The 22,789-nt window shown below is 72.9% G+C and carries 20 protein-coding genes; 11 read left to right on the forward strand and 9 right to left on the reverse strand.

The window, feature by feature from the left end; translation table 11 throughout:
* Positions 1–1,041: nucleotide disphospho-sugar-binding domain-containing protein (locus E1291_RS15070; protein ID WP_131738427.1), on the reverse strand; the 1,041-nt coding region annotated here is incomplete at its 3' end.
* 107 nt (positions 1,042–1,148) lie between these two features.
* On the opposite strand from E1291_RS15070, the gene E1291_RS15075 reads away from it, so the two are divergent.
* The gene (locus E1291_RS15075) at positions 1,149–2,216 is read left to right on the forward strand and encodes an ATP-binding cassette domain-containing protein (RefSeq protein WP_131738428.1); all 1,068 of its coding nucleotides are present in this window, start codon (positions 1,149–1,151) and stop codon (positions 2,214–2,216) included.
* Positions 2,213–3,046 (forward strand): ABC transporter permease, encoded by an 834-nt coding sequence (locus tag E1291_RS15080; protein WP_242614161.1) that lies wholly within the window; start codon positions 2,213–2,215, stop codon positions 3,044–3,046. Before E1291_RS15075 ends, E1291_RS15080 begins: the two co-directional genes overlap by 4 nt.
* A gap of 47 nt (positions 3,047–3,093) precedes the next feature.
* Here E1291_RS15080 and E1291_RS15085 read toward each other — a convergent pair whose 3' ends face one another.
* The gene (locus E1291_RS15085; protein WP_242614162.1) at positions 3,094–4,110 is read right to left on the reverse strand and encodes a methyltransferase; all 1,017 of its coding nucleotides are present in this window, start codon (positions 4,108–4,110) and stop codon (positions 3,094–3,096) included.
* A gap of 186 nt (positions 4,111–4,296) precedes the next feature.
* Here E1291_RS15085 and E1291_RS15090 point away from each other — a divergent pair, with 186 nt between their 5' ends.
* The 3 genes from E1291_RS15090 to E1291_RS15100 are packed head-to-tail and all read left to right on the forward strand — an operon-like array spanning position 4,297 to position 7,030.
* Entirely contained in the window at positions 4,297–4,491 is a 195-nt protein-coding gene (locus E1291_RS15090) for a ferredoxin (RefSeq protein WP_131738430.1), read from the forward strand.
* Positions 4,492–4,548: 57 nt separating this feature from the next.
* On the forward strand, positions 4,549–6,408 hold the full coding sequence (gene asnB / locus E1291_RS15095) for an asparagine synthase (glutamine-hydrolyzing) (RefSeq protein ID WP_131738431.1): 1,860 nt from the start codon (positions 4,549–4,551) through the stop codon (positions 6,406–6,408).
* Positions 6,409–6,427: 19 nt separating this feature from the next.
* The gene (locus tag E1291_RS15100) at positions 6,428–7,030 is read left to right on the forward strand and encodes a nitroreductase family protein (RefSeq protein WP_131738432.1); all 603 of its coding nucleotides are present in this window, start codon (positions 6,428–6,430) and stop codon (positions 7,028–7,030) included.
* Between the two features lie 75 nt (positions 7,031–7,105).
* Here the strand turns inward: E1291_RS15100 and E1291_RS15105 are convergent, their stop codons facing one another.
* The gene (locus E1291_RS15105; protein WP_131738433.1) at positions 7,106–7,858 is read right to left on the reverse strand and encodes an SDR family NAD(P)-dependent oxidoreductase; all 753 of its coding nucleotides are present in this window, start codon (positions 7,856–7,858) and stop codon (positions 7,106–7,108) included.
* Between the two features lie 225 nt (positions 7,859–8,083).
* On the opposite strand from E1291_RS15105, the gene E1291_RS15110 reads away from it, so the two are divergent.
* The 4 genes from E1291_RS15110 (at position 8,084) to E1291_RS15125 (ending at position 11,991) form a co-directional block, all read left to right on the forward strand.
* Positions 8,084–8,746, forward strand: a complete 663-nt coding sequence (locus E1291_RS15110; protein WP_131738434.1) for a TenA family protein — start codon at positions 8,084–8,086, stop codon at positions 8,744–8,746.
* A gap of 60 nt (positions 8,747–8,806) precedes the next feature.
* Entirely contained in the window at positions 8,807–10,006 is a 1,200-nt protein-coding gene (locus E1291_RS15115) for a cytochrome P450 (RefSeq protein WP_131738435.1), read from the forward strand.
* Between the two features lie 168 nt (positions 10,007–10,174).
* A complete protein-coding gene (locus E1291_RS15120; RefSeq protein ID WP_131738436.1) occupies positions 10,175–10,771 on the forward strand; it encodes a PadR family transcriptional regulator in 597 nt (198 codons plus the stop codon).
* Complete coding sequence (locus E1291_RS15125) at positions 10,768–11,991, forward strand: FAD-dependent monooxygenase (protein WP_131738437.1); 1,224 nt, start codon at positions 10,768–10,770, stop codon at positions 11,989–11,991. Before E1291_RS15120 ends, E1291_RS15125 begins: the two co-directional genes overlap by 4 nt.
* A 277-nt stretch (positions 11,992–12,268) precedes the next feature.
* Here the strand turns inward: E1291_RS15125 and E1291_RS15130 are convergent, their stop codons facing one another.
* Complete coding sequence (locus E1291_RS15130) at positions 12,269–13,861, reverse strand: FAD-dependent monooxygenase (RefSeq protein WP_131738438.1); 1,593 nt, start codon at positions 13,859–13,861, stop codon at positions 12,269–12,271.
* A gap of 172 nt (positions 13,862–14,033) precedes the next feature.
* Here E1291_RS15130 and E1291_RS43240 point away from each other — a divergent pair, with 172 nt between their 5' ends.
* The gene (locus E1291_RS43240; RefSeq protein ID WP_242614163.1) at positions 14,034–15,503 is read left to right on the forward strand and encodes an NAD(P)/FAD-dependent oxidoreductase; all 1,470 of its coding nucleotides are present in this window, start codon (positions 14,034–14,036) and stop codon (positions 15,501–15,503) included.
* 104 nt (positions 15,504–15,607) lie between these two features.
* Here the strand turns inward: E1291_RS43240 and E1291_RS15140 are convergent, their stop codons facing one another.
* From E1291_RS15140 to E1291_RS15155, 4 genes are all read right to left on the reverse strand, one after another.
* A complete protein-coding gene (locus E1291_RS15140; RefSeq protein ID WP_131738440.1) occupies positions 15,608–16,453 on the reverse strand; it encodes an NAD(P)H-binding protein in 846 nt (281 codons plus the stop codon).
* A gap of 169 nt (positions 16,454–16,622) precedes the next feature.
* A complete protein-coding gene (locus tag E1291_RS15145; protein WP_131738441.1) occupies positions 16,623–17,636 on the reverse strand; it encodes a methyltransferase in 1,014 nt (337 codons plus the stop codon).
* A 28-nt stretch (positions 17,637–17,664) separates the two neighbouring features.
* Positions 17,665–18,921, reverse strand: a complete 1,257-nt coding sequence (locus E1291_RS15150) for an FAD-dependent oxidoreductase (RefSeq protein WP_242614164.1) — start codon at positions 18,919–18,921, stop codon at positions 17,665–17,667.
* Between the two features lie 26 nt (positions 18,922–18,947).
* Positions 18,948–19,805 carry an LLM class flavin-dependent oxidoreductase gene (locus E1291_RS15155; RefSeq protein WP_131738442.1) on the reverse strand — a complete coding sequence of 286 codons (858 nt, stop codon included), beginning with the start codon at positions 19,803–19,805 and terminating at the stop codon, positions 18,948–18,950.
* A gap of 244 nt (positions 19,806–20,049) precedes the next feature.
* Here E1291_RS15155 and E1291_RS15160 point away from each other — a divergent pair, with 244 nt between their 5' ends.
* Positions 20,050–21,060: an LLM class flavin-dependent oxidoreductase gene (locus tag E1291_RS15160; protein WP_165495120.1), complete on the forward strand. Its 1,011-nt coding sequence runs from the start codon at positions 20,050–20,052 to the stop codon at positions 21,058–21,060.
* 217 nt (positions 21,061–21,277) lie between these two features.
* On the opposite strand, the gene E1291_RS15165 is transcribed toward E1291_RS15160, so the two are convergent.
* Positions 21,278–22,684 carry an NAD(P)/FAD-dependent oxidoreductase gene (locus E1291_RS15165; protein ID WP_131738444.1) on the reverse strand — a complete coding sequence of 469 codons (1,407 nt, stop codon included), beginning with the start codon at positions 22,682–22,684 and terminating at the stop codon, positions 21,278–21,280.
* Between the last annotated feature and the right edge of the window lie 105 nt (positions 22,685–22,789).

Consider the following 22,789-nt stretch of genomic DNA (forward strand, 5'->3'; position numbering starts at 1 on the left):
CAGGCCGGCGAGCGCGGCGCGGATCGCGGCCGGCGCGGCGTCCGCCGCCGGGAGCACGATCCCGGCGCCGGTCTCGGTGATCCGGGCCGAGTGCCGGACGTGGTCGGGCAGCCGCGGCAGGAGCAGCTGCGGCAGGCCCGCGTCCAGCGCGGTCAGCAGCGTCCCGGCGCCGCCGTGCGCGACGACCGCGTCGCAGCGCGGCAGCAGCAGGTGCAGCGGCGCCCCCTCGGCGACCCGCGTCCCGGGCGGCAGCTCGCCGAGCATGTCGCGCTGGCCGGGCGCGACCGCGACCACCACGTCCACCGGCAGGTCGGCGGCGGCGCGGGCGACGTCGCCCGCCAGGACGAGCGCCGGGTCGAGCCTGCCGTAGGTGGTGCCCCAGGTGACGCAGACGCGGGGACGCGCCCCGTCCGGGGAGGTCGCGGCGCGGGGGCTCGGGGGCGGCAGCTGCCCAGGGCCGTTGTAGGGGACGTAGCGCATCGCGATCCGCCGCGAGCCGGTGGGGACCTGGAGCCCCGCCGGGCACGGGTCGATGGTCGCGACGCCGAACGGGTCGACGGCGTCCAGCCCGAGCCGGCCCGACAGCGGGGCGAGCGCGTCCGGCAGGAACGCGGCGGCGGCGCCCATGAGGTCGGTGCCGTAGAGGTGCCGGACGGCGGGGATCCCGGCCGCGGCCGCCGCGAGCGGCCCCGCGAACGCCGTCGGCTCGAACACCACGAGGTCGGCGCGGCGGCCCCGGGCGAGCCTGACCAGGTCGTCGGTCATCGCCTCGGCCAGCTCATTGAGCAGGGCCAGCACCCGCGGTCCGCCGCCCCGTCCCGCCTGCCCGGCGGGTGGGTGGACGATGTCGCGGAAGACGGCCACGGCGTCCACGTCGCGGCCGACGGGCGCGAAGGGCAGCCCCGTCCGCTCGGCGGTTTCGGCCAGGCCCGGCTGGCTCGCCACCAGCACGTCGTGGCCCGCGGCCCGGCAGGCCCACGCGAGCGGGACCATTGCGTACAGGTGTGACGGCCACGCCCAGGTGGCGAAGATGACGCGCATACGGTCCACCCCAACACCGCGTCCTCGGCGACGGCTCTAGTGCCGCTCGAGGCCCGGATGGTTCCCTTCTCCCGAGGTGAACGGCGTACCGGCGCTGGAGGGATCGCATGACCGAACCGACCATCGAGGCACATGGTCTGGTGAAGCGTTTCGGTAGGACGGCGGCGTTGGACGGGCTGGATCTGGAGGTCGCGGCGGGGCAGGTGGTGGCGATCCTCGGTCCGAACGGGGCCGGGAAGACCACGTTCGTCCGGTCGGTCGCGACGCTGGTGCGGCTCGACGCGGGCACCCTGCGGGTCGCCGGGCACGACGTGCGGCGCGAGTCGCGCGCGGTGCGCCGGGCCATCGGGCTCGCCGGCCAGTTCGCGTCGGTGGAGCCGGCCATGACCGGGCGGCAGAACCTGGAGCTCGTGGGCCGGCTGTACGGGCAGCGCGCCCGCACGGCCAAGGCCAGCGCGACCTCGGTGCTCGCCGACTTCGGCCTGACCGACGTCGGGGACCGGCTCGTCCGCACCTACTCGGGCGGGATGCGCCGCAAGCTGGACCTCGGGGCGAGCATGGTGAGCGCCCCGCGCCTGCTGCTGCTGGACGAGCCGACGACCGGCCTCGACCCGCGCGCCCGGCTGGACCTGTGGGACAGCATCGAGGGCCTGGTCACGCGGGGCACCGACGTGCTGCTCACCACCCAGTACCTGGACGAGGCCGAGCGGCTCGCCGGCTACATCGTCATCATCGACCGCGGCCGCGCGGTGGCGTCCGGGACGCCCGCCGAGCTGAAACGGCGGGTCGGCGGCAACGTGCTGGAGGTGCACGTGCGCGACGTCGCGGACCTGCCCGCGGCGGCCGCCGCGCTGGCCCGCGCGGGCCACGAACCGCAGGTCGACCGGGCGACCCGCCGGGTCAGCGCGGGCGCCGGCGACGACAGGGCCGTGCAGGCGCTGGTCGAGGGGCTGCGGACGGTCGAGGAGGCCGGGGTCGCGCTCGCCGACATCGGCGTCCGACAGCCCAGCCTGGACGAGGTCTTCCTCGCCCTGACCGGCCACAGCGCCGGGACGGACGGGGAAGGGGACGAGCCCGCCGCCGACCCGGGCGACGCGGAGGGCTCGGTATCGGAGAGCACGGGGCCGGAGGGCCCCGCGGACGGCGCGGGCACGCGGAACGGAACGACCCGATGAGCACGCTGAAAGGGACGACGATGACGACCGCCGTGACCGCACGGGACCGCGGTGCGGGCCTGTCGACGGCCAGCCTGCTCGTCGCGAAACGGGCCGTGCTGACCTTCCTGCGCACCCCGCAGCTGATCATCGTCGGCACGGTGCAGCTGGTGGGGTTCCTGGTGACGTTCCGCTACGTGTTCGGCGGCGCGTTCGGCGACTACAAGGGCCTGGCCTACGTGGACTTCGCGGTGCCCGGCTTCATCGCCGCCGGTGTGCCGTTCACGCTCATCGGCACGGCCGTGGTGATGGCCGAGGACCTGCACACCGGGTTCATCGACCGGCTGCGCTCGCTGCCGTCCCCGTCCGCCGCGGTGCTGACCGGGCGGGTGCTCGCCGACACCGTCGTCCTCGCCTGGAGCCTCGCGGTCGCGACGCTGGTCGGGTTCGCGATCGGGTTCCGGCTGCACGGCTCGGTACTGCAGGGCCTCGCGGCGTTCGGGCTGTGCCTGCTCTTCGGGCTCGCCTTCAGCTGGGTCTTCATCCTGCTCGGCCTCGTGGCCCGCAACGGCCAGGCCGCGCAGGGACTGTCCCTGCTGGTCTTCCCCGTCACGTTCGGGTCGAGCGCGTACGTGCCCATCGACGGCATGCCGGGCTGGCTGCGGGCCTTCGCGGAGAACCAGCCGGTCACCTGGATGGCCAACGCGGTCCGCGCGCTGACGCTCGGGGACAAGGCCGTCCCCGTCCTCGGCCACGGCGCGGGCTACTTCGTGGTGCGGGCCCTCATCTGGTCCGTGGCCATCATGATCGTCTTCTTCGGCCTCGCGGTGGCGGTCTTCCGCCGCGGCTGATGCGCCGGCCGGAAGGCGGGGCCGCGCCGCCGCCTTCCGGCCGGAGCTCAGGCGGGCTTGTGGCAGAGGACCAGGGTTTCGTTGTCCTCCAGCGGGCGGGAGGTCACCGGGGTGAAACCGGCGGTTTCGGCCAGGTCGGTGACCTCGCCGATCGAGTACTCGGCGCCCTCGTCGGTGACCAGGGCCATGATGAGGCTCGCGACGAGGTTGTCCACGTCGTCCGGGCCGTCGGCCAGCATCCGGTCGTGCACCAGCAGCACGCCGCCGGGGTTGACCGCCTCGAACGCCTTGCGGACCAGGAGGGCGCGCCGCTCCGGCGACCAGTTGTGCAGCACGTGACCGAAGATCAGCACGTCGGCGCGGGGGAGCGGGTCGCGGAAGAAGTCGCCGCCGTGGAAGCGCATCGTCCCGGTCAGCCCGAGCTCGGCGGTCCGCTCGCCGAACGGGCCCTCCATCTCGGGCAGGTCGAAGACGTGGCCCTCCAGCCCGGGGTGCTCGGTGACGAGCCAGCCGGCCAGGTCGCCCGCGCAGCCGCCGACGTCCAGCACCGAGCCGTACGCCGACCAGTCCAGCGCCTTCAGCAGCTCCGGCACGAGCGGGCGCAGCGCGCCCTCCATCATGCGGACGTAGCGGCGCAGCTCCTCGGGGTCGCCGAGCATCCGCTCGAACCCGCCCGACTCGGCCCGCGGCCGTCCGCTGCGCAGCGTGTCGGTGAGCCCGTTCCACAGCGGGTACAGGTTCGCCTTGCCGCCGAGCAGGGACCCGCCGACGTAGCCGGGCGCCCCGCTCACCAGGTGCCGATCGGCCGCCGGGGCGTTGGCGTACCGGCCGTCGCGCTCCTCCAGCAGGCCGAGCGCGGCCAGCAGCGCCAGGAAGTCGCGCAGGCCGCGGCCGTGCAGCCCGAGCCGGGCGGCGATCTCCCGCTCGGTGCCGGGCGCGTCGTGCAGCGCGGTGAACAGGTCCAGCTCGACCGCGGTGAGCAGGGCCTGGGCCTCGCAGTAGGCGTTGCCGAGCCGGAGGATTCCCTGCGCGGTACCGATGTCGGGGGCTGCGCTCGCACTCACCGGACGTCCCTTCGTCGCTGACCGGGTCTCCGCGCGACCGTGCCGCACCGCCATGGAACCTCGGTCGAGGGCGGGCGGTGCCGCGCACGGCGGCTGTACCGATCCTCGAGCCCCGCGCGAACCCCCCGGATCACAGTGCCTCCAGGGCCCCTGCGGCGCCGGCGACGAAGCGGGACGGTGAGTGCGGTGCGTGTGAGCGTGACCAAGGAGACCTGTGCGGTGGCCAGCCTGTGCGTCTACCGCGTTCCCGAGGTCTTCGACCAGGACGAGGAGGGCACGGTCGAGCTGCTGGAGTCCGACCCGCCCTCCGAGCTGCACCAGGCGGTCCGGTCCGCGGCGCGCGGCTGCCCGACCAAGTCGATCCACGTCGAGGTCGAGTAGGTCGTTCTCCCACATCGACCTTGTCTGTACGGCCCGGAACTAACGAGAGGAACACGGATGTGCGGCATCGTCGGTTGGGTGGACTTCGGCCGTGACCTGGCCCAGGAACGGCCGACCCTGCGGGCCATGACGGAGACGCTGGCGAAACGGGGGGTCGACGCGCAGGGGTCGTGGCTCCGCGGGCACGCCGCGCTCGGGCACACGCGCACGTCCGTCATCGACCTGGACGGCGGCGCGCAGCCGCTGACGGTCGAGGAGGACGGCCGCCCGCTCGCCGTGATCGTCTACAACGGCGAGGTCTACAACTTCAAGCAGCTGCGCAGCGAGCTGGAGGCGCGCGGGCAGCGGTTCCGGACCCGCAGCGACACCGAGGTGGTCGTGCGCGCCTACCTGGAGTGGGGCGCGGACTGCGCGAGCCGGCTGGAGGGCATCTTCGCCTTCGCCATCTGGGACCTGCGCCGTGAGGAGCTGCTGCTCGTCCGGGACCGGCTGGGCGTCAAGCCGCTGTTCTACTCCGCGCGCCCGGACGGCGTGCTGTTCGGCTCGGAGCCGAAGGCGCTGCTGGCCAACCGGCTCGTCCGCCCGGCCGTCGACCTGGACGGGCTGCGCGAGCTGTTCGCCACGGCGAAGCGGCCGGGGCAGTCGGTGTTCGCCGGGATGGCGGAGCTGCGGCCCGGCCACACCCTGACCGTGGGCCGCGACGGCGTCGTCGACCGGACGTACTGGCGGCTGGAGGCGCGTCCCCACACCGACGACGTGGACGGCACCGTCCGGCACGTCCGGTCGCTGCTGGAGGAGATCGTGCTCCGCGAGCTCGTCGCGGACGTCCCGCTGTGCACGGCCCTGTCGGGCGGGATCGACTCCAGCGCCGTCACCGCGATCGCGGCGAAGTGGCGCTGGCAGCTGGAGGGCGAGCGGGTCCGCACGTTCGTCACCACGTTCGACGAGTACGCCAAGAGGTTCCAGCCCGACGACGTGCGCTTCGCCCCGGACGAGCCGTACGCGGCCGAGGTCGCGCGGCACCTGAACAGCGAGCACATCCCAATCGTGCTCGGTACCGCGGACCTGATGGACCGCGACGTGCGCCGCGAAGTGCTGCTCGCGCAGGACATGCCGACGACCCTCGGCGACATGGACACCTCCAACTACCTCACCTCGCGCCGCATCAAGGAGCACTCGACGGTGGCGCTGGCGGGCGAGGTCGCCGACGAGATCTTCGGTGGTTACAACTGGATGCACGACGAGGAGCTGCTGAGCTCCGGGACGTTCCCGTGGACGGCGAACGAGCCGCGGCAGCCCGGGTCGCCGAAGGGGCAGGGCCGGGGCCTGTTCGACGGCGGGCTGATGGACAAGCTGGAGCTCGGCGACTACTACGCCGACCACTTCCAGCAGGCGCGGGCCGAGGCGCCGCACCAGGAGGGGGAGAGCGCCGAGGAGCGGCGCATGCGCGACGTCTCCTACTGCACGCTGACCTGGTGGCTGCCGATGTTGTTGGACCGCGGCGACCGGCTGTCCATGGCGCACGGCCTGGAACTGCGCGTCCCGTACGCCGACCACAGGCTCGTCGAGTACATGTACAACACGCCGTGGAGCCTCAAGACCTTCGACGGCCGGGAGAAGAGCATCCTGCGCGCCGCGGTGCGCGACCTGGTCCCCGAGTCGGTGCTGACCCGCACCAAGAGCCCGTGGCCGGTCACCCAGGACCCGGCCTACGCGGCGATGCTCCACCAGGAACTGGCCGAGATGCTGAACGACCCCACGTCACCGGCGCTGCCGTTCCTCGACACCGCCGCCGTCCGGCGGACGATCGAGGAGCCGTCGAGCATCGCCCACGAGTGGGTCAGCAGGATGAACATCGAGATGGCGCTGGAGTTCAACACGTGGTTGAGGCTCTACGGCGTCGAGCTGGCGATCTGACTTTCCCGAGGTGGTCGACATGGAATTCTCCGACATCCTGCGCCGGCGGCAGATGGTGCGCAGCTACACCGACGAGCCCGTCTCCGACGAGGCGGTGGAGCGCGTCCTGGAGGGGCTCCGCCGGGCGCCCAGCGCCGGGTTCAGCCAGGGGCACCGCGTCGTGGTCGTCACCGACCCGAAGCTGCGGCAGGCCGCCGCCGACATCGCCGAGGCCCGCTACGTCGAGCTGGGCTTCCCGCGGTGGATCGCCTCGGCGCCCGTCCACCTGTACGTGTGCACGCGCGAGGCGTCCTACCACGAGCGCTACAACGCGGCCGAGGCCGTGCGCCCCGGCTACGACGAGATCCCCTGGCCGGTGCCGTTCTGGTGGTTCGACTGCGGCGCGCTGTTCATGATGCTGACGCTCGCCTCCCTCAACGAGGGCCTGGCGACCGGCATGGTCAGCTCCGTCTACACCGACGAGCTCCAGGCCCTGGGCGACGTGGTCGACCTGCCGGACGACGTCGCCCTCGCCGGGATCATCACGGTCGGCCACGAGGACACCAGCGTCCGCATGCCGATCCCGCCCGGCGCCGCCACCCGCAAGCCGAACAGTGAGCTCGTCGAGTGGCGCAGGGCGTGACCTGACCAACGCACGAGCACGTGATCTGGCCGGCGGTGACGAACCCCGCCGGCCAGATCACGACCCGGCAGTGCTTCAGCGGCCGCCGGCGGTGTGGACTACTTCGCCGTTGACGTTGCCGTTGGCCGCCGAGCACAGGAAGACGATCAGCCGGGCGACGTCGTCGGCGGTGCTGAGGCGGCCGCTCGGGGTCTCCTCGGTCGCCTTCTCCAGCAGGACGGGGTCGACCGCGTCCAGGCTCTCGGTGAGCGTGGCCCCCGGCGCGACGACGTTGGCGAGGACGCCGTCGCGCGTCCACATCAGCGACCGCGCGAAGCCGTGCAGCGCCGCCTTCGCCGCGCTGTAGAACTCCGAACCGGGGTTGCCGTACTGCGCGGTGACCGACGACAGCAGCGCGATCCGGCCCCAGCCGCGCTCCCGCATCCCGCCGAGGGCCTCGCGGACGGTCCACATGTGGCCCTCGACGTTCTCCCGGAACAGGCCGAGCCAGTGGTCCATGTCCTGCCGGTGGTAGGGCGGGACGTTCTCGGGGTCGACCCACACCCAGGTCTGGGCGTTGGCGACGACGACGTCCACGCCGCCCCAGCGCTCCTCGACGGCGCCGACGGTGCGCCGGATCGAGTCCCGGTCGGCGAGGTCGTAGCGCAGCGCGCACGCCCGGTCGTCCCCGCCGAGCTCGCCGGCCAGCTCCTTCGCCGCGGCGTCGGCGCTGTGGTAGGTGACGGCGACCCGGGCGCCCTCCGCGGCGAAGGCCAGCGCGGTCGCCCGCCCGATGCCGCGGGTGCCGCCGGTGACGAGCACCCGCCTGTCCGTCAAACCGAGATCCATGGCCTGTTCCTCCGTGCTCCACGGCCCGGTCCGCCCGGCGGGCCGTGCCGCCGGGGCCGTGCCGTCCGACAGCGGTCCGGGTGCACTGTCCGCCCGCGGGCTCGAGGGCGGCTTGGGCGGTGCGGCGGTGGGGACGCGGCGGGCGCCGCGGCGTTCCAGGGGTTCTCAAGCGGCGGTCCGTACCGTCCGCGACGGAGCCCGAGCCGCCGCGACCGAGGGAGACCGATGCTGCACGACGAGCTCAAGGAGATCCGGGACCCCGTGCTCAGGAAGGTTCAGGATCATCCCTTCTGGTCGGGCCTGCGGGACGGTTCGCTGCCGGGCGAGGCGCTCGCCCGTTTCGTCCAGCAGGACACCGGTCACCTGCTGCCCGCCTACGCGCGGGCGCTGGCCCGGTGCGCCGCGCAGGCCCCGGACGACGCGGACGCGGCGCTGTTCGGCCAGTCGGTCGTGGGCACGCTGGAGGCCGCGGGCCGGCTCCGGCAGGCGTACCGGGATCTGTCGGGCGCGCTGGAGCTTCCCGAGCTGGGCGAGCAGACCCCGGCGGATCCCGCCACCCATGCGCACGCGTCGTTCTTCGTGGCGGCCGGCGCCCGGTCGTTCTACGACGGGGTCGGCGCGCTGCTGCCGATGGTGTGGTTCAACGCCGAGGTGTCGGACGAGCTGAGGCGTAGCGCGAAGCCGGGGTCGCGGTACCTGCCGTGGATCGAGGTCTACCACCCCGGCGAAGGCTACAAGTACGCGGTCCAGGCGTTCCTGGACATGGCCGACCGGGCGGGGGAGGGCTCCCCGGGCCGTCGGCGGATCATCGAGCAGTTCTCCATCAGCGTCCGTTACGAATGGGCGTTCGCCGAATGCTGCCTGCACCCGTCGCCGTGGCCGGTGTGAGGTGCGCCGGGCGTGCGCCGGGAGCGCCGCGGGCAGCCGACGAGAAAGGTCGCTAACCAGATGAGCTCGAGCACCCCGATTCCCTATCCCTTCGAGTGGACCCCCGTCATGGAGGTCCCCGAGGCGCTGCGCGGCATCCACGACAAGGCCCAGGTGGACGTGCGGCTGCCGAGCGGCGACACCGCGGTGATGGTGACGCGGTACAAGGACGTCCGGAGCCTTTTCGCGGACCCGCGGCTGAGCAAGAACATCGCGCGGCCGGGCATGGCCCGCATCTCCAAGGACAACGACCTGTTCGTCGACCCCAAGATCGACGGTGACCCGCCGCACCACAGCGCGATGCGCGGGCTGGTCACCCGGGCGTTCACCGCCCGCCGGATCGAGCTGCTGCGCCCGTTCGCGCAGTCGGTCACCGACGAGCTGCTGGACGCGATGGAGGCCGGGCCGAAGCCCGCCGACCTGAACGAGGCGCTGGCCTTCCCGCTGCCCATCCTGGTGATCTGCAAGCTGCTCGGCGTGCCGCCGGAGGACCGCGACAAGTTCCGCCGCCTGGTGGACGGTTTCCTGTCGGTCAGCAAGCTGCCGCCGGCGGAGGTCGAGGAGTGCCGCAAGGGCCTGTGGGCCTACCTCGCCGAGCTGATCACCGCGAAGCGGGCCGACCCGGGCGACGACCTCATCGGCAGCCTGATCAAGGTGCGGGACGAGGACGACAACCGGCTGTCGGAGTACGAGCTGCACCACTGGACGCAGAGCCTGCTCATCGCCGGCTACGTCACCACCGCCAGCCAGATCGGCACCGGCACGGCCGTCCTGCTGCACCGGCGTGACCTGTTCGAGCAGGTCAAGGCCGACTCCTCGCTGGTGGAGCCGACGGTCGAGGAACTGCTGCGCACGCAGATCATGGGCTCCTCGATCGGCACCCTGCGGTACGCGCTCACCGACATCGAGCTGTCCGACGGCTCGGTGATCAAGGAGGGCACCAGCGTGCTGCTGTCGGAGGAGGGCGCCAACACCGACGAGCGCGTCTTCAAGGACCCGTTCACGATCGACATCCACCGCACCGAGAACCACCACATGACGTTCGGCGCCGGCATCCACTACTGCGTGGGCGCCGCGCTCGCGCGGATGGAGCTGCAGGTGGCGACGGAGACGCTGCTGCGCAGGTTCCCCGACATCCGCCTCGCCGTCCCCGCGGCGGAGCTGCCGCGCGGCCTCGGCGGGTTCATGGAGGGCTTCAGCGAGGTCCCGGTCACCTGGTGACCGCCTGACCCGCGGAGCAGAGCAGGGCCCCCGGCCGTCCCGGCCGGGGGCTCTGCCGCGTCCTGTGCCCGTCCGCTCGCTCAATGTGACCGGCGTCACGAGGTGTATGGTTGACCCTGACTATTTAGTCCTTGATAATTAGAACTGGCTAGAGGTGAGGAGGCTTCGGTGGAGAAACGGCGCAAGGTGGGTAATCCACTGGCACTGGCCGTGCTCGCCTGGCTGATGCTGGAGCCGATGCATCCGTACGAACTGGGCCGTCGGCTCAAGGAGACCGAGCAGGACCGCAGCATCAACTACAACCGGGGCTCCCTCTACATGGTGGTGAAGCAGCTCGCCAAGGCCGGCTTCATCGCCGAGCAGGAGACCGTCCGCGACACGCAGCGTCCCGAACGCACCGTCTACGCGCTCACCGAGGAGGGCCGCGCCGAGCTGTACGACTGGCTCCGCGAGCTGGTCGCCCAGCCGCGCCAGGAGTACCCGCACTTCGGGGTGGCCCTGTCCCTGCTGAGCGTGCTCCCGCCCGAGGAGACCGCCGGACTGCTCAGCGCCCGGCTGGCGACGCTCACCGGCCAGGTCGGCGACATCCGCGCGCGGATCGCCCAGGCCGAGAGCGAGGGCGTCACCTGGGTGTTCCTCGTGGAGGAGCAGTACCGGGTCACCGTCCTGGACGCGGAATGCCGCTTCGTCTCCGAGCTCATCGAGGAGCTGGAGAACCCGGACTACATCCGTACCTGGAAAGAGATGTTTGGGAGCCGGACATGACTGCAGCAAGGACCGCACTCGTCATCGGCGGCGGCGTCGCCGGGCCGGTCACCGCGATGGCGCTGAGGAAGGCGGGCATCGAGGCCACCGTGTACGAGGCGTACGCGAGCACCGCCGACGGCGTCGGCGTCACCCTCACCATCGCCCCCAACGGGCTCGACGCACTGCGGATCGTCGACGCGGACGAGGTCGTCAAGGGCATCGGCCAGCCGCTGAACCGCGGCTGGATGCACGACGGCTACGGCGAGAAGATCGGCATGTTCCCCGGGCTGGAGGGCCTGCCGTCCAGCCGGGGCCTCTGGCGTGACGAACTGTGCCGGGTGCTGCACGAGCGGGCTCTGGCACAGGGCGTCAACGTCGTCTACGGCAAGCGCCTGATCGACGTCGAGGAGACCCCCGACGCCATCACCGCCAAGTTCGCCGACGGCACCACCGCCACCGCCGACGTGCTCGTCGGCTGCGACGGCATCCGCTCCACCGTCCGCCGGCTCATCGACCCGAACGCCCCCGAGGCCGACACGACCAAGCTCCTCAACTTCGGCGCCGCCGCCGACATCGCCGTCAAGGGCGCCGAACCCGACGCGTCCTACTTCGTCTTCGGCAAGCGCGGCTTCTTCGGCTACTGGGTGCAGCCCGACGGCCGCACCGCCTGGTTCGCCAACCTCCCCTGGGACCGCCCCGTCCCGTCCTCCGAGGCCCGCAAGACCTCCAAGGACGAATGGATGGACCGGCTCCGCGAGATGTACTCCGAGGACACCCCCGCCCGCGAGATCCTCGCCAACACCAGCGCCGACCAGCTCGTCGTCCTCGGCTCCATGGAGTCCATGCCGAAGGTCCCGCGCTGGTCCCGCGGCCGGATGGTCCTCGTCGGCGACTCCTGCCACGCGCCGTCCTCCAGCTCCGGCCAGGGCGCCTCCCAGGCCATCGAGAGCGGCATCCAGCTCGCCCGCTGCCTGCGCGACCTCCCCGACCCCCAGGCCGCCTTCGCCGCCTACGAGGCCCTCCGCCGCGAGCGCGTCGAGAAGATCATCGACCGCGGCGCCAAGACCAACAGCAGCAAGACCATGGGCACCTTCGCCAAGGCCATGATGAGGGTCATGATGCCCGTCATGATGAAGACGTTCCTCAACCCCGAGAAGACCCTCGGCCCCGAGCAGCGCTACCACATCGACTGGGACGCCCCCGTCAACACTCCCGCCCCCGCCACTGCCCGCGCTTAGCACCCCGCCTCCAGAACCCGTTCCGTCCCGGGGCGCCCGGCCGAGCCCCCGCGGCCCGCGCCCCGGGACGGAACTCCTCTTACTGAATTTCGGCCCAGGATCCTCGCCTGGCGGCTCGTCTCCTGACCGAAATTCGTGCGAGCGCGAATCGCTTCGCGATCTTCGCGGCGGGGCTCGCCTTCGGCTTTGCCCCGCCGCTCAGGGCGCGCGCTCGCGTGCGGGCCGGGGTCGGCCGCCCCGTGCCCCCTTGGGGCAAGCGAGTCCTTGGGCCGGGCTTTCAGAGATGCTGCGTGCGGAGGATTCGGTGCAGGGCCTCGGTCAGCTGGGCCTTCGGGTCGCCTTGGGTGCCCGCGGGGCGGCGCCAGGCGATGTAGCCGTCGGGGCGGACCAGGACCGCGCCGTCGCCACCCAGGCCGTAGCGGGTGTCCCAGGCGCCCTCCAGGTCGGCCAGGTCCGCTCGTGAGGAGGAGGGACCGACGCGGTAGGCGCGCAGGGGGAAGCCCGCCTGCGCCGCGATCTCGTTCGCCGCGTCCGTCCACGCCTCCCCGTCCGGGCCCGTGAGTAGCACGAACGCGTCATGGAACAGGTCGTGCAGGGCGACGCCGGACTCGTCCAGGTCGAGCCACAGGTGCGGCGCGCGGGTGCCGGGCAGCGCCCCCTGGTGCACCGAGTCCCCGTACACGCCGTCGTGCTCGGCGCCGATCACGGCCGAGGAGTGGTAGCGCTGCCCGAAGGTGCACAGGGTGTCGTCGACGTCGTCCTCGACGGGGCCGTTGCCGAAGCGGGCCTCCTGGCGGCGGACGGTGATGCCCGCCAGCGCCTGCGCGACCGGGCGGCGCTCGGCCTCGTAGCTGTCCAGCAGCGCGTCCGACGCCCAGCCCTTGATCGTCGCGGCGAGCTTCCAGGCGAGGTTGTGCGCGTCCTGCACGGCGGCGTTCGCGCCCATCGCGCCCGCCGGCGGCCACACGTGCGCGCTGTCCCCGGCGAGGAAGACCCGGCCCGCGCGGAACCGGTCGGCGATGCCGACCGCCTCCTCCCAGCAGGCGATGTCGAGGATCTCGAACGGCACGTCCGCGCCGAGGACGGCCCGCGCGGCCGGCGCGCAGCGCTCGGCGGTGAAGTCGGCCGGCGACTCCTTCTCCGGGTCGTAGGTGAAGCTGACCGCCCACTGGTCCTCGACCGCGGTCGACAGGAAGGAGGCGAACCCGCCGATCTCCGGGTTCGACACGATCCAGAACATGGCGCGCTTGGTGATGATCTCCGAGAGGTCGGCCCGCACCACGAACGTGACCCAGCTCTGCGTGGCGCCCGGCCCCTCCCGGACGATGCCCTGCGACGGGCCGATCGCGCCGCGGAAACCGTCCGCCGCGATGACGTACTCGGCCCGCAGGACCCTCTGCTCCCCGTCGCCCGCCCGCGTCACCGCTGTGACGCCGTCCGCGTCGGCCTCGACCGACAGGCAGCGCGTACCGAACCGGATGTCGGCGCCGCGGGCCCGCGCGGCCTCGATCAGCAGCGGCTCCACCGTGCGCTGGTCGGCCATCTCGAACTCGCACGCGGTCAGGTCCGGCAGCGACGTGCGCGCCTCGTCGCCGAGCAGCCACTGCCACTCGCCCGCGAGCGACTCGCACCGCACGACGCCCGACTCGCCGTCGAACGGCCGGCCCGCCGCGCGGATGCCCGGCTCGATGCCGAGCGGCCGGTAGAGCTCCATCGTCCGCTGGTTGATCCCGCGCGCGCGACCCTGCACCGACACCGTCGGGTGGCGGTCCACCAGCACCGACCGCACCCCGTGGTGGGCGAGGAACAGCGCGGACGCCAGCCCGGCGTAGCCGCCGCCGACGATGAGTACCGGAACGGTCTCGTCCATGATCGCCTCCGTTCGTCCCGGCCAGGCTGACACGGCGCCCTCGAGCCTCGCTCGGCCGGCGCGGGCCCGGCCGCCGCGCCCCGGGCGGGCCGCTTCGAGCGCTCCTCCATCGCGGATGGATGCGCCGCCACGACGATCCGGAGGTGTCACCGGATCACGAGGGGAGCCAGCCGTGACGGAAGCCAGGGCCACCACGGAGAACCGGCGGATCGTCGTCCTCGGCGGAGGCGTCGCCGGCCTGGCCGCCGCCATCGCCCTGGCCCGGCGCGGGCTGCCCGTCACCGTGATCGAGCGGGACCCGCCGCCGCCCCCCGGCGACGGCTTCGACCCCTTCCTGGCGTGGAAGCGGCGCGGCGTCCCGCAGTTCCGGCTGCCGCACGGGTTCTCCGCCCGCACCCGCAACCTGCTCGCCCGGCACGCGCCGGACGTGCTGGACCGGCTCGGCGCCGACGGCATCGAGGTGATCAACCTCTTCAAGCGGCTGATCCCCGAGGAGCTGTGGGTGCCGTCCGACGACGACTACGCCAACCTGTGGGCGCGGCGGGCGGCGTTCGAGCTGGCCCTGCGCCGCACCGCCGAGGCGCAGGACGGGATCGGCTTCGTGTGCCCGGCGGTCGCGGCCGGGCTGGCCTTCGAGCGGACCCCGGACGGCACGCCGCGGGTGACGGGGGTCCGCCTGGCGGGCGGCCGGGAGCTGCCCGCCGGGCTCGTCCTGGACTGCGGCGGGCAGCGCACCCCGCTGCCCCGCTGGCTCGCGGCGGAGGGCGTCCACGTCGAGGCCGACGACCAGGACTGCCAGACCGTCTACTTCAGCCGCTACTACCGGTTCACCCCGGACTGCGACCTGCCGAAGACCGCGGTCGCCACGCTCCGCGGCGAGCTGGACGGCATCGCCTACATCGGCTTCCCCGGCGACCACGACACGTTCGCGATCTGCTTCGAGGGGCACCCCGGCGACGAGGACATGCGGCTGCTGCGCCACACCTGGGCGTTCGAGGCCGCCGCCGCCGCGATCCCGGCCGTCGCGCCGTGGGTGGACCCCGCCAACGGCACCCCGCTGGACGACGTCCAGATCATGGGCGGGCACCACAACGTCCGCCGCCACTACGTGGTGGACGGCCGGCCGCTCGTCCTCGGGCTGCTGCCCGTCGGCGACTCGCTGTGCACGACGAACCCCGCCTACGGGTGGGGCGCGGCGATGGCGCTGACCTACGCGTTCGCGGCGGCGGAGGCCGTCGGCCGGCACGGCGGCGACCTGACCGCGACGGCGCTGGCCTACGAGAACGCCATCGCGAGTGAGGCCGACGCGGTGTTCCGCGAGTCCGCCGCGATGGACCGCGCCCGCATCTACCGGATCACCGGGCGGGAGGTGCCCGAGCACGACCGGCTGGAGATGGAGCGCCAGCAGCTCATCCTGGAGGGCCTGTCCACCAACGTCCTCCTGGACATCGAGCTCGGCCGCGCGTTCTGCCGCCGGGTCAACCTCGTCGGCCCCGCCGACGCCGTCCTCGGCAACCCCGAGCTGGCGATCCGGGCCGGGCGGCGCCGCGACCTGGAGCCCGACGAGGCGCCCGAGCCGCCGCTCGGCCGCGACGAGCTGCGCGCCGTGATCGAGGCCGCCCGCCCGGCGGCCACCGTGTAGAGCCCGGGCGCCCGGCCTATGCGGGGGCCGGGCGCCCGTACCAAACGGCGGAGCCCCCTCGGGTGGACATCTCGGAGGGGGCTCCGCTTTCTCCGTGGCCGCGCTCAGCCGGCGAACGCGTCCCTGTTCCGCGCCAGCCACGTCTCGAACGGCGCGGGCGGGCGGCCGAGGATCCGCTCCACGTCCGGGGTCGGGACGCCGCCGCGCAGCGGACCCGGCTCGGCCATCGAGGCGAGCAGCCCGTCCACCAGGTCGGCGGGCATCCCCGCCTGGGTCATGCCCTTGCGCGCCTGCTCCGGGTCCACCGGGACGAACTCCAGCGGGCGGCCGAGCGCCGCGGCGAGCCGCGCGGTCAGCTGCGGCGCCGTCAGCGCCTCCGGCCCGGTGAGCTGGTGGGCGCGCCCGCCGTGCGCGCCGTCGAGCAGGCACGCCACCGCGCACGCCGCGACGTCCGCCGGGTCGATCACGGCGCGGGCGACGTCGCCGTAGGGCTGGAAGACCTTGCCCTGACCGGCGATGGAGCGCCGCCACTGCAGCACGTTCGCGGCGAACCCCGCCGGGCGCAGCGCGGTCAGCTCGGCGCCCGACTTCGCGAACGCCTCCTCGGCGGCGGCGTGCGCGCGCCCGTAGGAGTCGGTGACCGGCGCGTTCGCCGCGACCGACGACAGCTTCACCACCCGGCCGACGCCGCGCTCGCGCACCGCCTCGGCGACGACGGCCTCGTGCTCCAGCGCGTCCGCGCTCGTGGCCATGAAGACGGCGGTGACGCCGTCGAGCGCGGCCGACACCGCGGCGGGGTCCTTCAGGTCCCCGGCGGCGGTCTCGACGGGCGCGGCGAAACCGGCGCGGGCGGGGTCGCGGGTGAACGCGCGGACCCGCGCGCCGGCGGCGGTGAGCCCGGACACGACGTGCCGTCCCACGTTGCCCGTCGATCCGAATACCAGATACATCGTTCGCCTCCCTGGCGGATGTGCGGAATGAGCCCCGTGCGGAGAAACGTGCGGATGAACGCGGGGAGGAACGTGCGGAGCGGGCCGTGCCCGACGCACAAGGCGGCCGTGCCCGCCGGCACGGGCACGGCCGCCCGGGACGCGTGTGCGACGTCCCGCGGACCCGGGATCAGCGCGCCTTGCGGGCGATCACCAGGGTGTCGTCCTCACCGAGCTCCTGGTCGGCGACCGAGGCGAACCCGGCCCCCGTCATGTGCTCGCGCATCTCGTCCAGCCAGTACTCCGAGCCGCCGTCGGTGACCAGCAGCATGTCGAGGCTGACGACCAGGTTCGCGGGACGGCTGGACGCCCGGTCGAGGAGCCGGTCGTAGACCAGCAGGACGCCGCCGGGGCTCACCGACTCGTACGCCTTGCGCACCAGGTACCCGCGCTGCTCCCGGTCCCAGTCGTGCAGCACGTGCCCGATCACGACGATGTCCGCGGACGGGAGCGGGTCGGTGAAGAAGCTGCCGCCGTGGAAGCTCATCCGGCCGTCCAGGCTCTGCTCGGCCACGAGCTCGCCGAAGAAGGGCTCCATCTGCGGCAGGTCGAACACCTTGCCCTGAAGGTGCGGGTGCGCCTTGACGATCTGGGCGGTGAGCGCGCCGCGGCAGCCGCCGACGTCCAGCACGGACGCGTAGTCCGCCCAGCCGTCGTAGGCCTGGATCAGCTGCGGGCCGAGGACCCGGGTGAAGGCGTCCATCGAGTTGATGAACTGGGCGAGGATCTTCGGGTTCTCCACCACCACGTCGAAGTGGCTGCCCGACTGGGACTCGCCCGTGCGCAGCGCCTCCGACAGCCGGCCCCACGCCGGGTACAGGTTGCGGTTGGACCGCTCGATGAACCCGCCGATGTAGGACTCCTGGCCGCGCACGAGGTACCGGTCGGCGCCCGTGCTGTTGTGGTAACGGCCGTCCTTGTGCTCCAGGAGGGTCAGCTCGACCAGCAGGTCGAGCCAGTCGGCGAGCCCGCGGCCGTGCAGCTGGAGGTCCTGCCGGATCTTCTCCACGTCGGCGGGCGCGTTGTGCAGGGTGGTGAACAGGCCGAGTTCGACGGCGGTCAGGACCGCTTTGGCGTCGCAGAAACCGTTGGCCAGCTTCAGGATTCCCGAGGGGAGGCTGGTGTCCGGGACGGTGCTCGTCACTGCGTGCTCCTTGATGCGTTGTGAAGAGTCATTGCGTTGCGGAGAGAGTGGACTCGTTGACGTCGATCTTCTTCATGGACCACTTGGCGATCCGGAGCGACATGTCGATCGCCTCGGTGGCGTAGCGGACCATCTCGCGCTGGTAGCCGGCCACCGCCTCGGCGAACTCCCGCTCGCCCCGGTACGCGGCGGTCAGCGCGGCGCACAGCCCCGCCGCGTCGCGCAGCGCGGTGTTGGCGCCGACCCCGCCGGTCGGCGGCATCGTGTGCGCCGCGTCGCCGAGCGGGACCACGGTCCCGGTGTCCCACGCCTCCACGGGCCGGGTGGCCCGCAGGGGGAGGGGGTAGGTCTCCTCCGGCTGCGCGTGCGCGAACACCGCGCGCAGGTCCGGATGCCAGCCGGCGGTGCGTTCCAGCACCAGCGCGCACAGCTCCTCTCCGCTCATCGCGAAGAACGCGTCGTCGGTCAGCCCCAGGAAGTCCTGGTGCACGCTGAAGACCGACATGTAGTAGTCCTCGGTGGCGTCCATCTCCAGGCCGGGCCACAGCCGCGCCGCCGCCTCCCGCGGCCTCTCGCGGAACACCATCGGCATCCACGCCAGCCGCAGCCCGTCCGCGCCGGTCACGTTGACGAACTGGTCGCGCAGCACGTCCGGGATGCCCGCCGCGACGGCCGTCGCCCGCGGCGTGCGGGTGAGGATCGCCCGGACGCCGAGGTCGCTGTGCCGGTCGTCCGGCCGTACCTGCGCGCGCACCTGGGAGTTCGCGCCGTCGGCCGCGACGAGCACGTCGCCGGTGTCGCGGTGGCCGTCGGCGAAGTGCGCGGTCACCCGGTCGCCGTCCCGCTCGCAGTGGGTGAAGCGCCGGCCCCAGGACACCACGTCGTCGAGCCCGGCGAGCAGGACGCGGCGCAGCGTCACCCGGTCGACCGCGTCGATCTTGTCCGGGGCGTCGCCGCGCGGGTCGCTGAACTCCGGCGCCCACACCTGCTGGAGATGCTGGTCGTAGGCGACCAGCCCCGACTCCTCACGCCGGTTGGACGTCGCGACGAGCAGGTCCTGCGCCGCCCGGGGCAGGCACGCCCGCACGGCCTCCTCGCCCTCGGGGCTGATCCGCAGGCGGTAGCCCTGCATCCGCCCGCGCGGCGACTCGTCCCGCTCGTAGACCACGACGTCGTCGAAGCCCGCCTGCCGCAGGCCCTGTGCCAGGGCGAGCCCGCCGATGCCGCCGCCGATGATGATCGTGCGCGGGGAGCGGCCCCCGCCGGGGCTCCGGGGCATGTCCATGGGGTCCTCCTGTTCGGCGCGGGTGCTCAGCGCAGGACGACGTCGGCGATGCGGTCCAGGTGAGCGGGGTCGGCGGTCACCGACAGCAGCAGCAGTTCGTCACAGCCGTTGGCGGCGTAGCCGTCCACGACGTCGCGCAGCATGGACTCCTCGGTGATGGCGCCCTTGGCGAGGTGCTCGGCCATCTGGCCCATGTAGGAGTAGTAGCTGAGCATGTGCTCCCTGGCGGCCTCCTTGCCGCCCGGGCCGAGCGCGACGTAGCAGTTGGCGCCCATCCGCGGCGACCCCTCGCGCTTCTCCTCGGCCCACAGCTCCTTGACCCGGTTGACCAGCTCGGGGTACTTGTGCGGCGGGCCGCCGGGGGAGATCCAGCCGATGCCGTACCGGGCGGCGCGGCGCAGCCCGGCGGGGGAGTGGCCGCCGACCCAGATCGGGATGTCGCCGTTCACCGGGCGCGGGCCGACGCCCGGCACCGGGCCCTCGCCCTTCCACACCGCGCGCAGCTCCTCGATCATCGAGTCCAGGCGGCCGCCCCGGCTCGCGTGGTCGGTGCCGGTCGCGGCGTAGTCGTCCTCGCGCATCCCGGCGGACACGCCGACCACCAGCCGCCCGCCGGACAGCCGGTCCAGGCTCGCCAGCTGCTTGGCCAGCTCCACCGTGCTCGGCCGGGACGCGGCCAGCAGGATCGCGGTCGTGAGCTTGATCCGCTCGGTGACCGCGGCGGCCGCGGAAAGCGTCACGATGGGGTCGTAGTTGTCGTAGACGACCCGGTCGACCACCGTCAGGCTGTGGAATCCGAGCCGGTCCGCGCGCCGCGCGAACTCGATCAGCTGGCCGCCGTCGGCACCGGGTACGGTGGTCGGCAGGCAGACTCCGATATCCATTCAGGGCTCCCCTTGTTCCATGCACGGACTGGCACTGAAGGCATTGTCCGGAAGCCCGTTGGGGTGCGGGTCGAGCCGTGCTCGACCGTCCTGGATCGCCTTATTCACATAGCGCTGCGCGCGTCCTGGAAGGCGTCGGTCGAGAATGGCTCGACGCTCCCTCGAGCCCTATTGTGCGGCCCCTTCGCCCTCTCTATCTTTAATGTGTCGGGTGCGGTGGTGTCATATCCTGGAGGGCCGATTTTTGAAACTCGGAACCATCATCGAATGGGCGGACGATCTCGCTGAATTCCGCGGTCTGGTGCGCCTGGCCGACGGCCTCGGATACGACGTCATCGGGGTCGGCGACACTCCGGCGCGGGCGTGGGAGATGTACGTCTCGCTCACCGTCGCGGCGCACGAGAGCAGCTCGGCGACGCTGACGCCGATGGTCACCACGCCGTTCTTCCGGCACCCCGCGGCCACCGCCACCGGCGTCTCCGCCCTGCACGAGCTGACCGGCGGCCGGATGATGCTGGCCCTCGGCAACGGCGGCAGCGTCCGGCGCGTCGTCGGGCGCTCGCCCGTCGCCACGCCGCAGGAGCTGCGCGACTACCTGACGGCCGTGCGGACGATCATGGCGGGCGGCTCCGCGCACGTCGACGGGTACGACACCGAGGCGCTGACCCGCGTCCACCCGATGCCGATCTTCGTGGCCGCGGACTACCCGGCCAGCCTGCGACTCGGCGGCGAGCTGGCCGACGGGGTGATCACCACCGTCGGGATGTCGGTCGAGCGGGTGGCCGGGAAGGTGGCCGCGGTGCGCGAGGCCGCCGAGAAGGCCGGCCGCGACCCGGGGGCCGTCCAGGTCTGGGGCTTCAGCTTCATCTCGATCAAGGGCACCCGGGCCGAGGCGAACCGCGAGATCGGCGCCGCGCTCGCCTCCGACGTCGCGCTGCGGCTGAAGTCGCCGCACATGCGCAAGTCCGTCCCGCCGGAGCTGCTCGGCGCCGTCGAGGAGATGGAGCGCCGCTACGACGTGTGGGACCACACCGTCGGCGGCAAGAACGCGCTCCTGCTGGAGGAGCTCGGGCTCGTCGACCTGGCGCTCGGCATGACCGGCATCACCGGCGACGTCGCCCAGGTCGCAGGGCACCTCGGCGAGCTGGAGGAGGCCGGGCTGACCGGCGTGTTCGCGGCGCTCCCGCCGCTCGCCGACCCGGCCGGCACGCTCCGCGGCCTCAGCCAGGCCAACGACCTGGCGCGCCGAAGCTGACCGCACGCCGAAGGGGGCGCGTCACACGCGTGACGCGCCCCCTTCACGATGGCGGCCCACCGCGGCCGACTCGCCTCGCGAACGTCGACAGAACACCGCCCCCGCCCCCACAAGACGCGCCGGACACACGACGGCGCCCCGGCCGGGAGGTTGTTCGCTCCCGGCCGGGGCGTCCGCGTTCACCGGCCCTGACGGCCGGACGTGCCGGCCCCGGGGATCAGCCCGCCGCGGGGGCCTCACCGGTCGCGAGGCCGAGCCGCGGCTCCGTCACCAGGTACAGGCCGCCGACCGCGTTCTCCGGCATGAACGGCGACGCCTTCATCTCGTGCACCCGGTTGAGGTTGTTCAGCGGGTTCGGGTCACCGCTCGTGCCGCCCTTGAGGTGCTCCTGGACGAGCCGGTAGGCGTTCTCGGCGTCGTCCATGTCCGCGATGCCGGTGATGATCCGGTCGAACGCGTCCTGCAGGTGCAGCTGGTCGCGCTCGTCGGCGGTGAGCCGCTGGGCGTTGTAGAAGTGGTACTCCTTGCCCCGGTAGCTCTCGTAGAACACCGAGACGAGGATCAGGAGCCGCTCGTAGGAGTGCCGGTAGACGGTGTCGTAGAAACGCCACGCCTCCGCCTCGGTGACCTCGCCGCGCAGGACGCTGGACAGCGACGCCGCCGCCAGCATCGCGCTGTAGGTGGCGAGGTGGACGCCGGTGGATAGCAGCGGGTCCAGGAAGCACGCCGCGTCGCCCGACAGCAGGTAGCCGGGGCCGGAGAAGCTCTCGGCGGTGTAGGAGTAGTCCTGCTCGGTCTTCATGCCGGTGACCTGCTCGGCGCCGTCGAGCATCTCCAGCACGGTCGGGCACTGCGCGAGCGCCTCGTCGTAGACGGCCTGGATGTCGCCGTCCAGCCGCGCGCGGCTGTCGTTGAACAGGTCCCGGCCGGTGACGAGCCCGACGCTCAGCGTGCCGTCGTGCAGCGGAATCGCCCAGAACCAGCCGTTGGGCAGCGAGCACACGGCGATCGCGCCGTCCGGGCCCTTGCCGAGCGGCTTGGCGTTCTTCCAGTACGCCCACGTGGCGACGTTGCGGAACACGTCGTGGTAGCGGCGGTTCTTCAGGTGCCGGGTGGCCGCCACGCCGGCGCGGCCCGAGGCGTCGATCACGTGGCCGAACGCGATACGGCCGCCGACCTCGGGGTTCTTGGTCTCCTGCCACTGCGCCGCGACCGCGCGGTCACCGTCGAACTCCAGCTCGCGGACGCCCACGCCCTCGACGACCTCGACGCCGAGCTCGCGGGCGTGGTCGAGCAGGATCTGGTCGAACTCGCTGCGGATGACCTGCCAGGCGTTGACGTTGTCAGTGCCCTGGTCGGTGAAGCGGACCTCCCACTCCTCCGGGCCCCACTGGAAGAACGCTCCGCCCTTGGAGCGGAAGCCGTGGGCCTCCACCTTCGCCCAGGCCCCCGTCATCTCGAAGATCGGGCGGCAGGACGGGAGGATGGACTCGCCGATGTGGTAGCGGGGGAAGCGGTCGCGTTCGAGGAGCGTCACCTGGAAGCCCTCACGGGCGAGCAGGCTCGCCGCGGTGGCGCCCGCGGGCCCGCCGCCGATGACAAGGATCTGGGTCGATTCGCGCATGGCCGCAGCCTCCGCGATCGCGGTGGAAGACCGCTCGCGGGCCGAGCGACCGCCCTGCTGCTAGATTGATCGGCTGCCCGGAGGTCGAGCTCACGGCCCGCGTCG

It is taken from the genome of Actinomadura roseirufa (assembly GCF_900659635.1).
GTDB classification, from domain to species: domain Bacteria; phylum Actinomycetota; class Actinomycetes; order Streptosporangiales; family Streptosporangiaceae; genus Spirillospora; species Spirillospora roseirufa.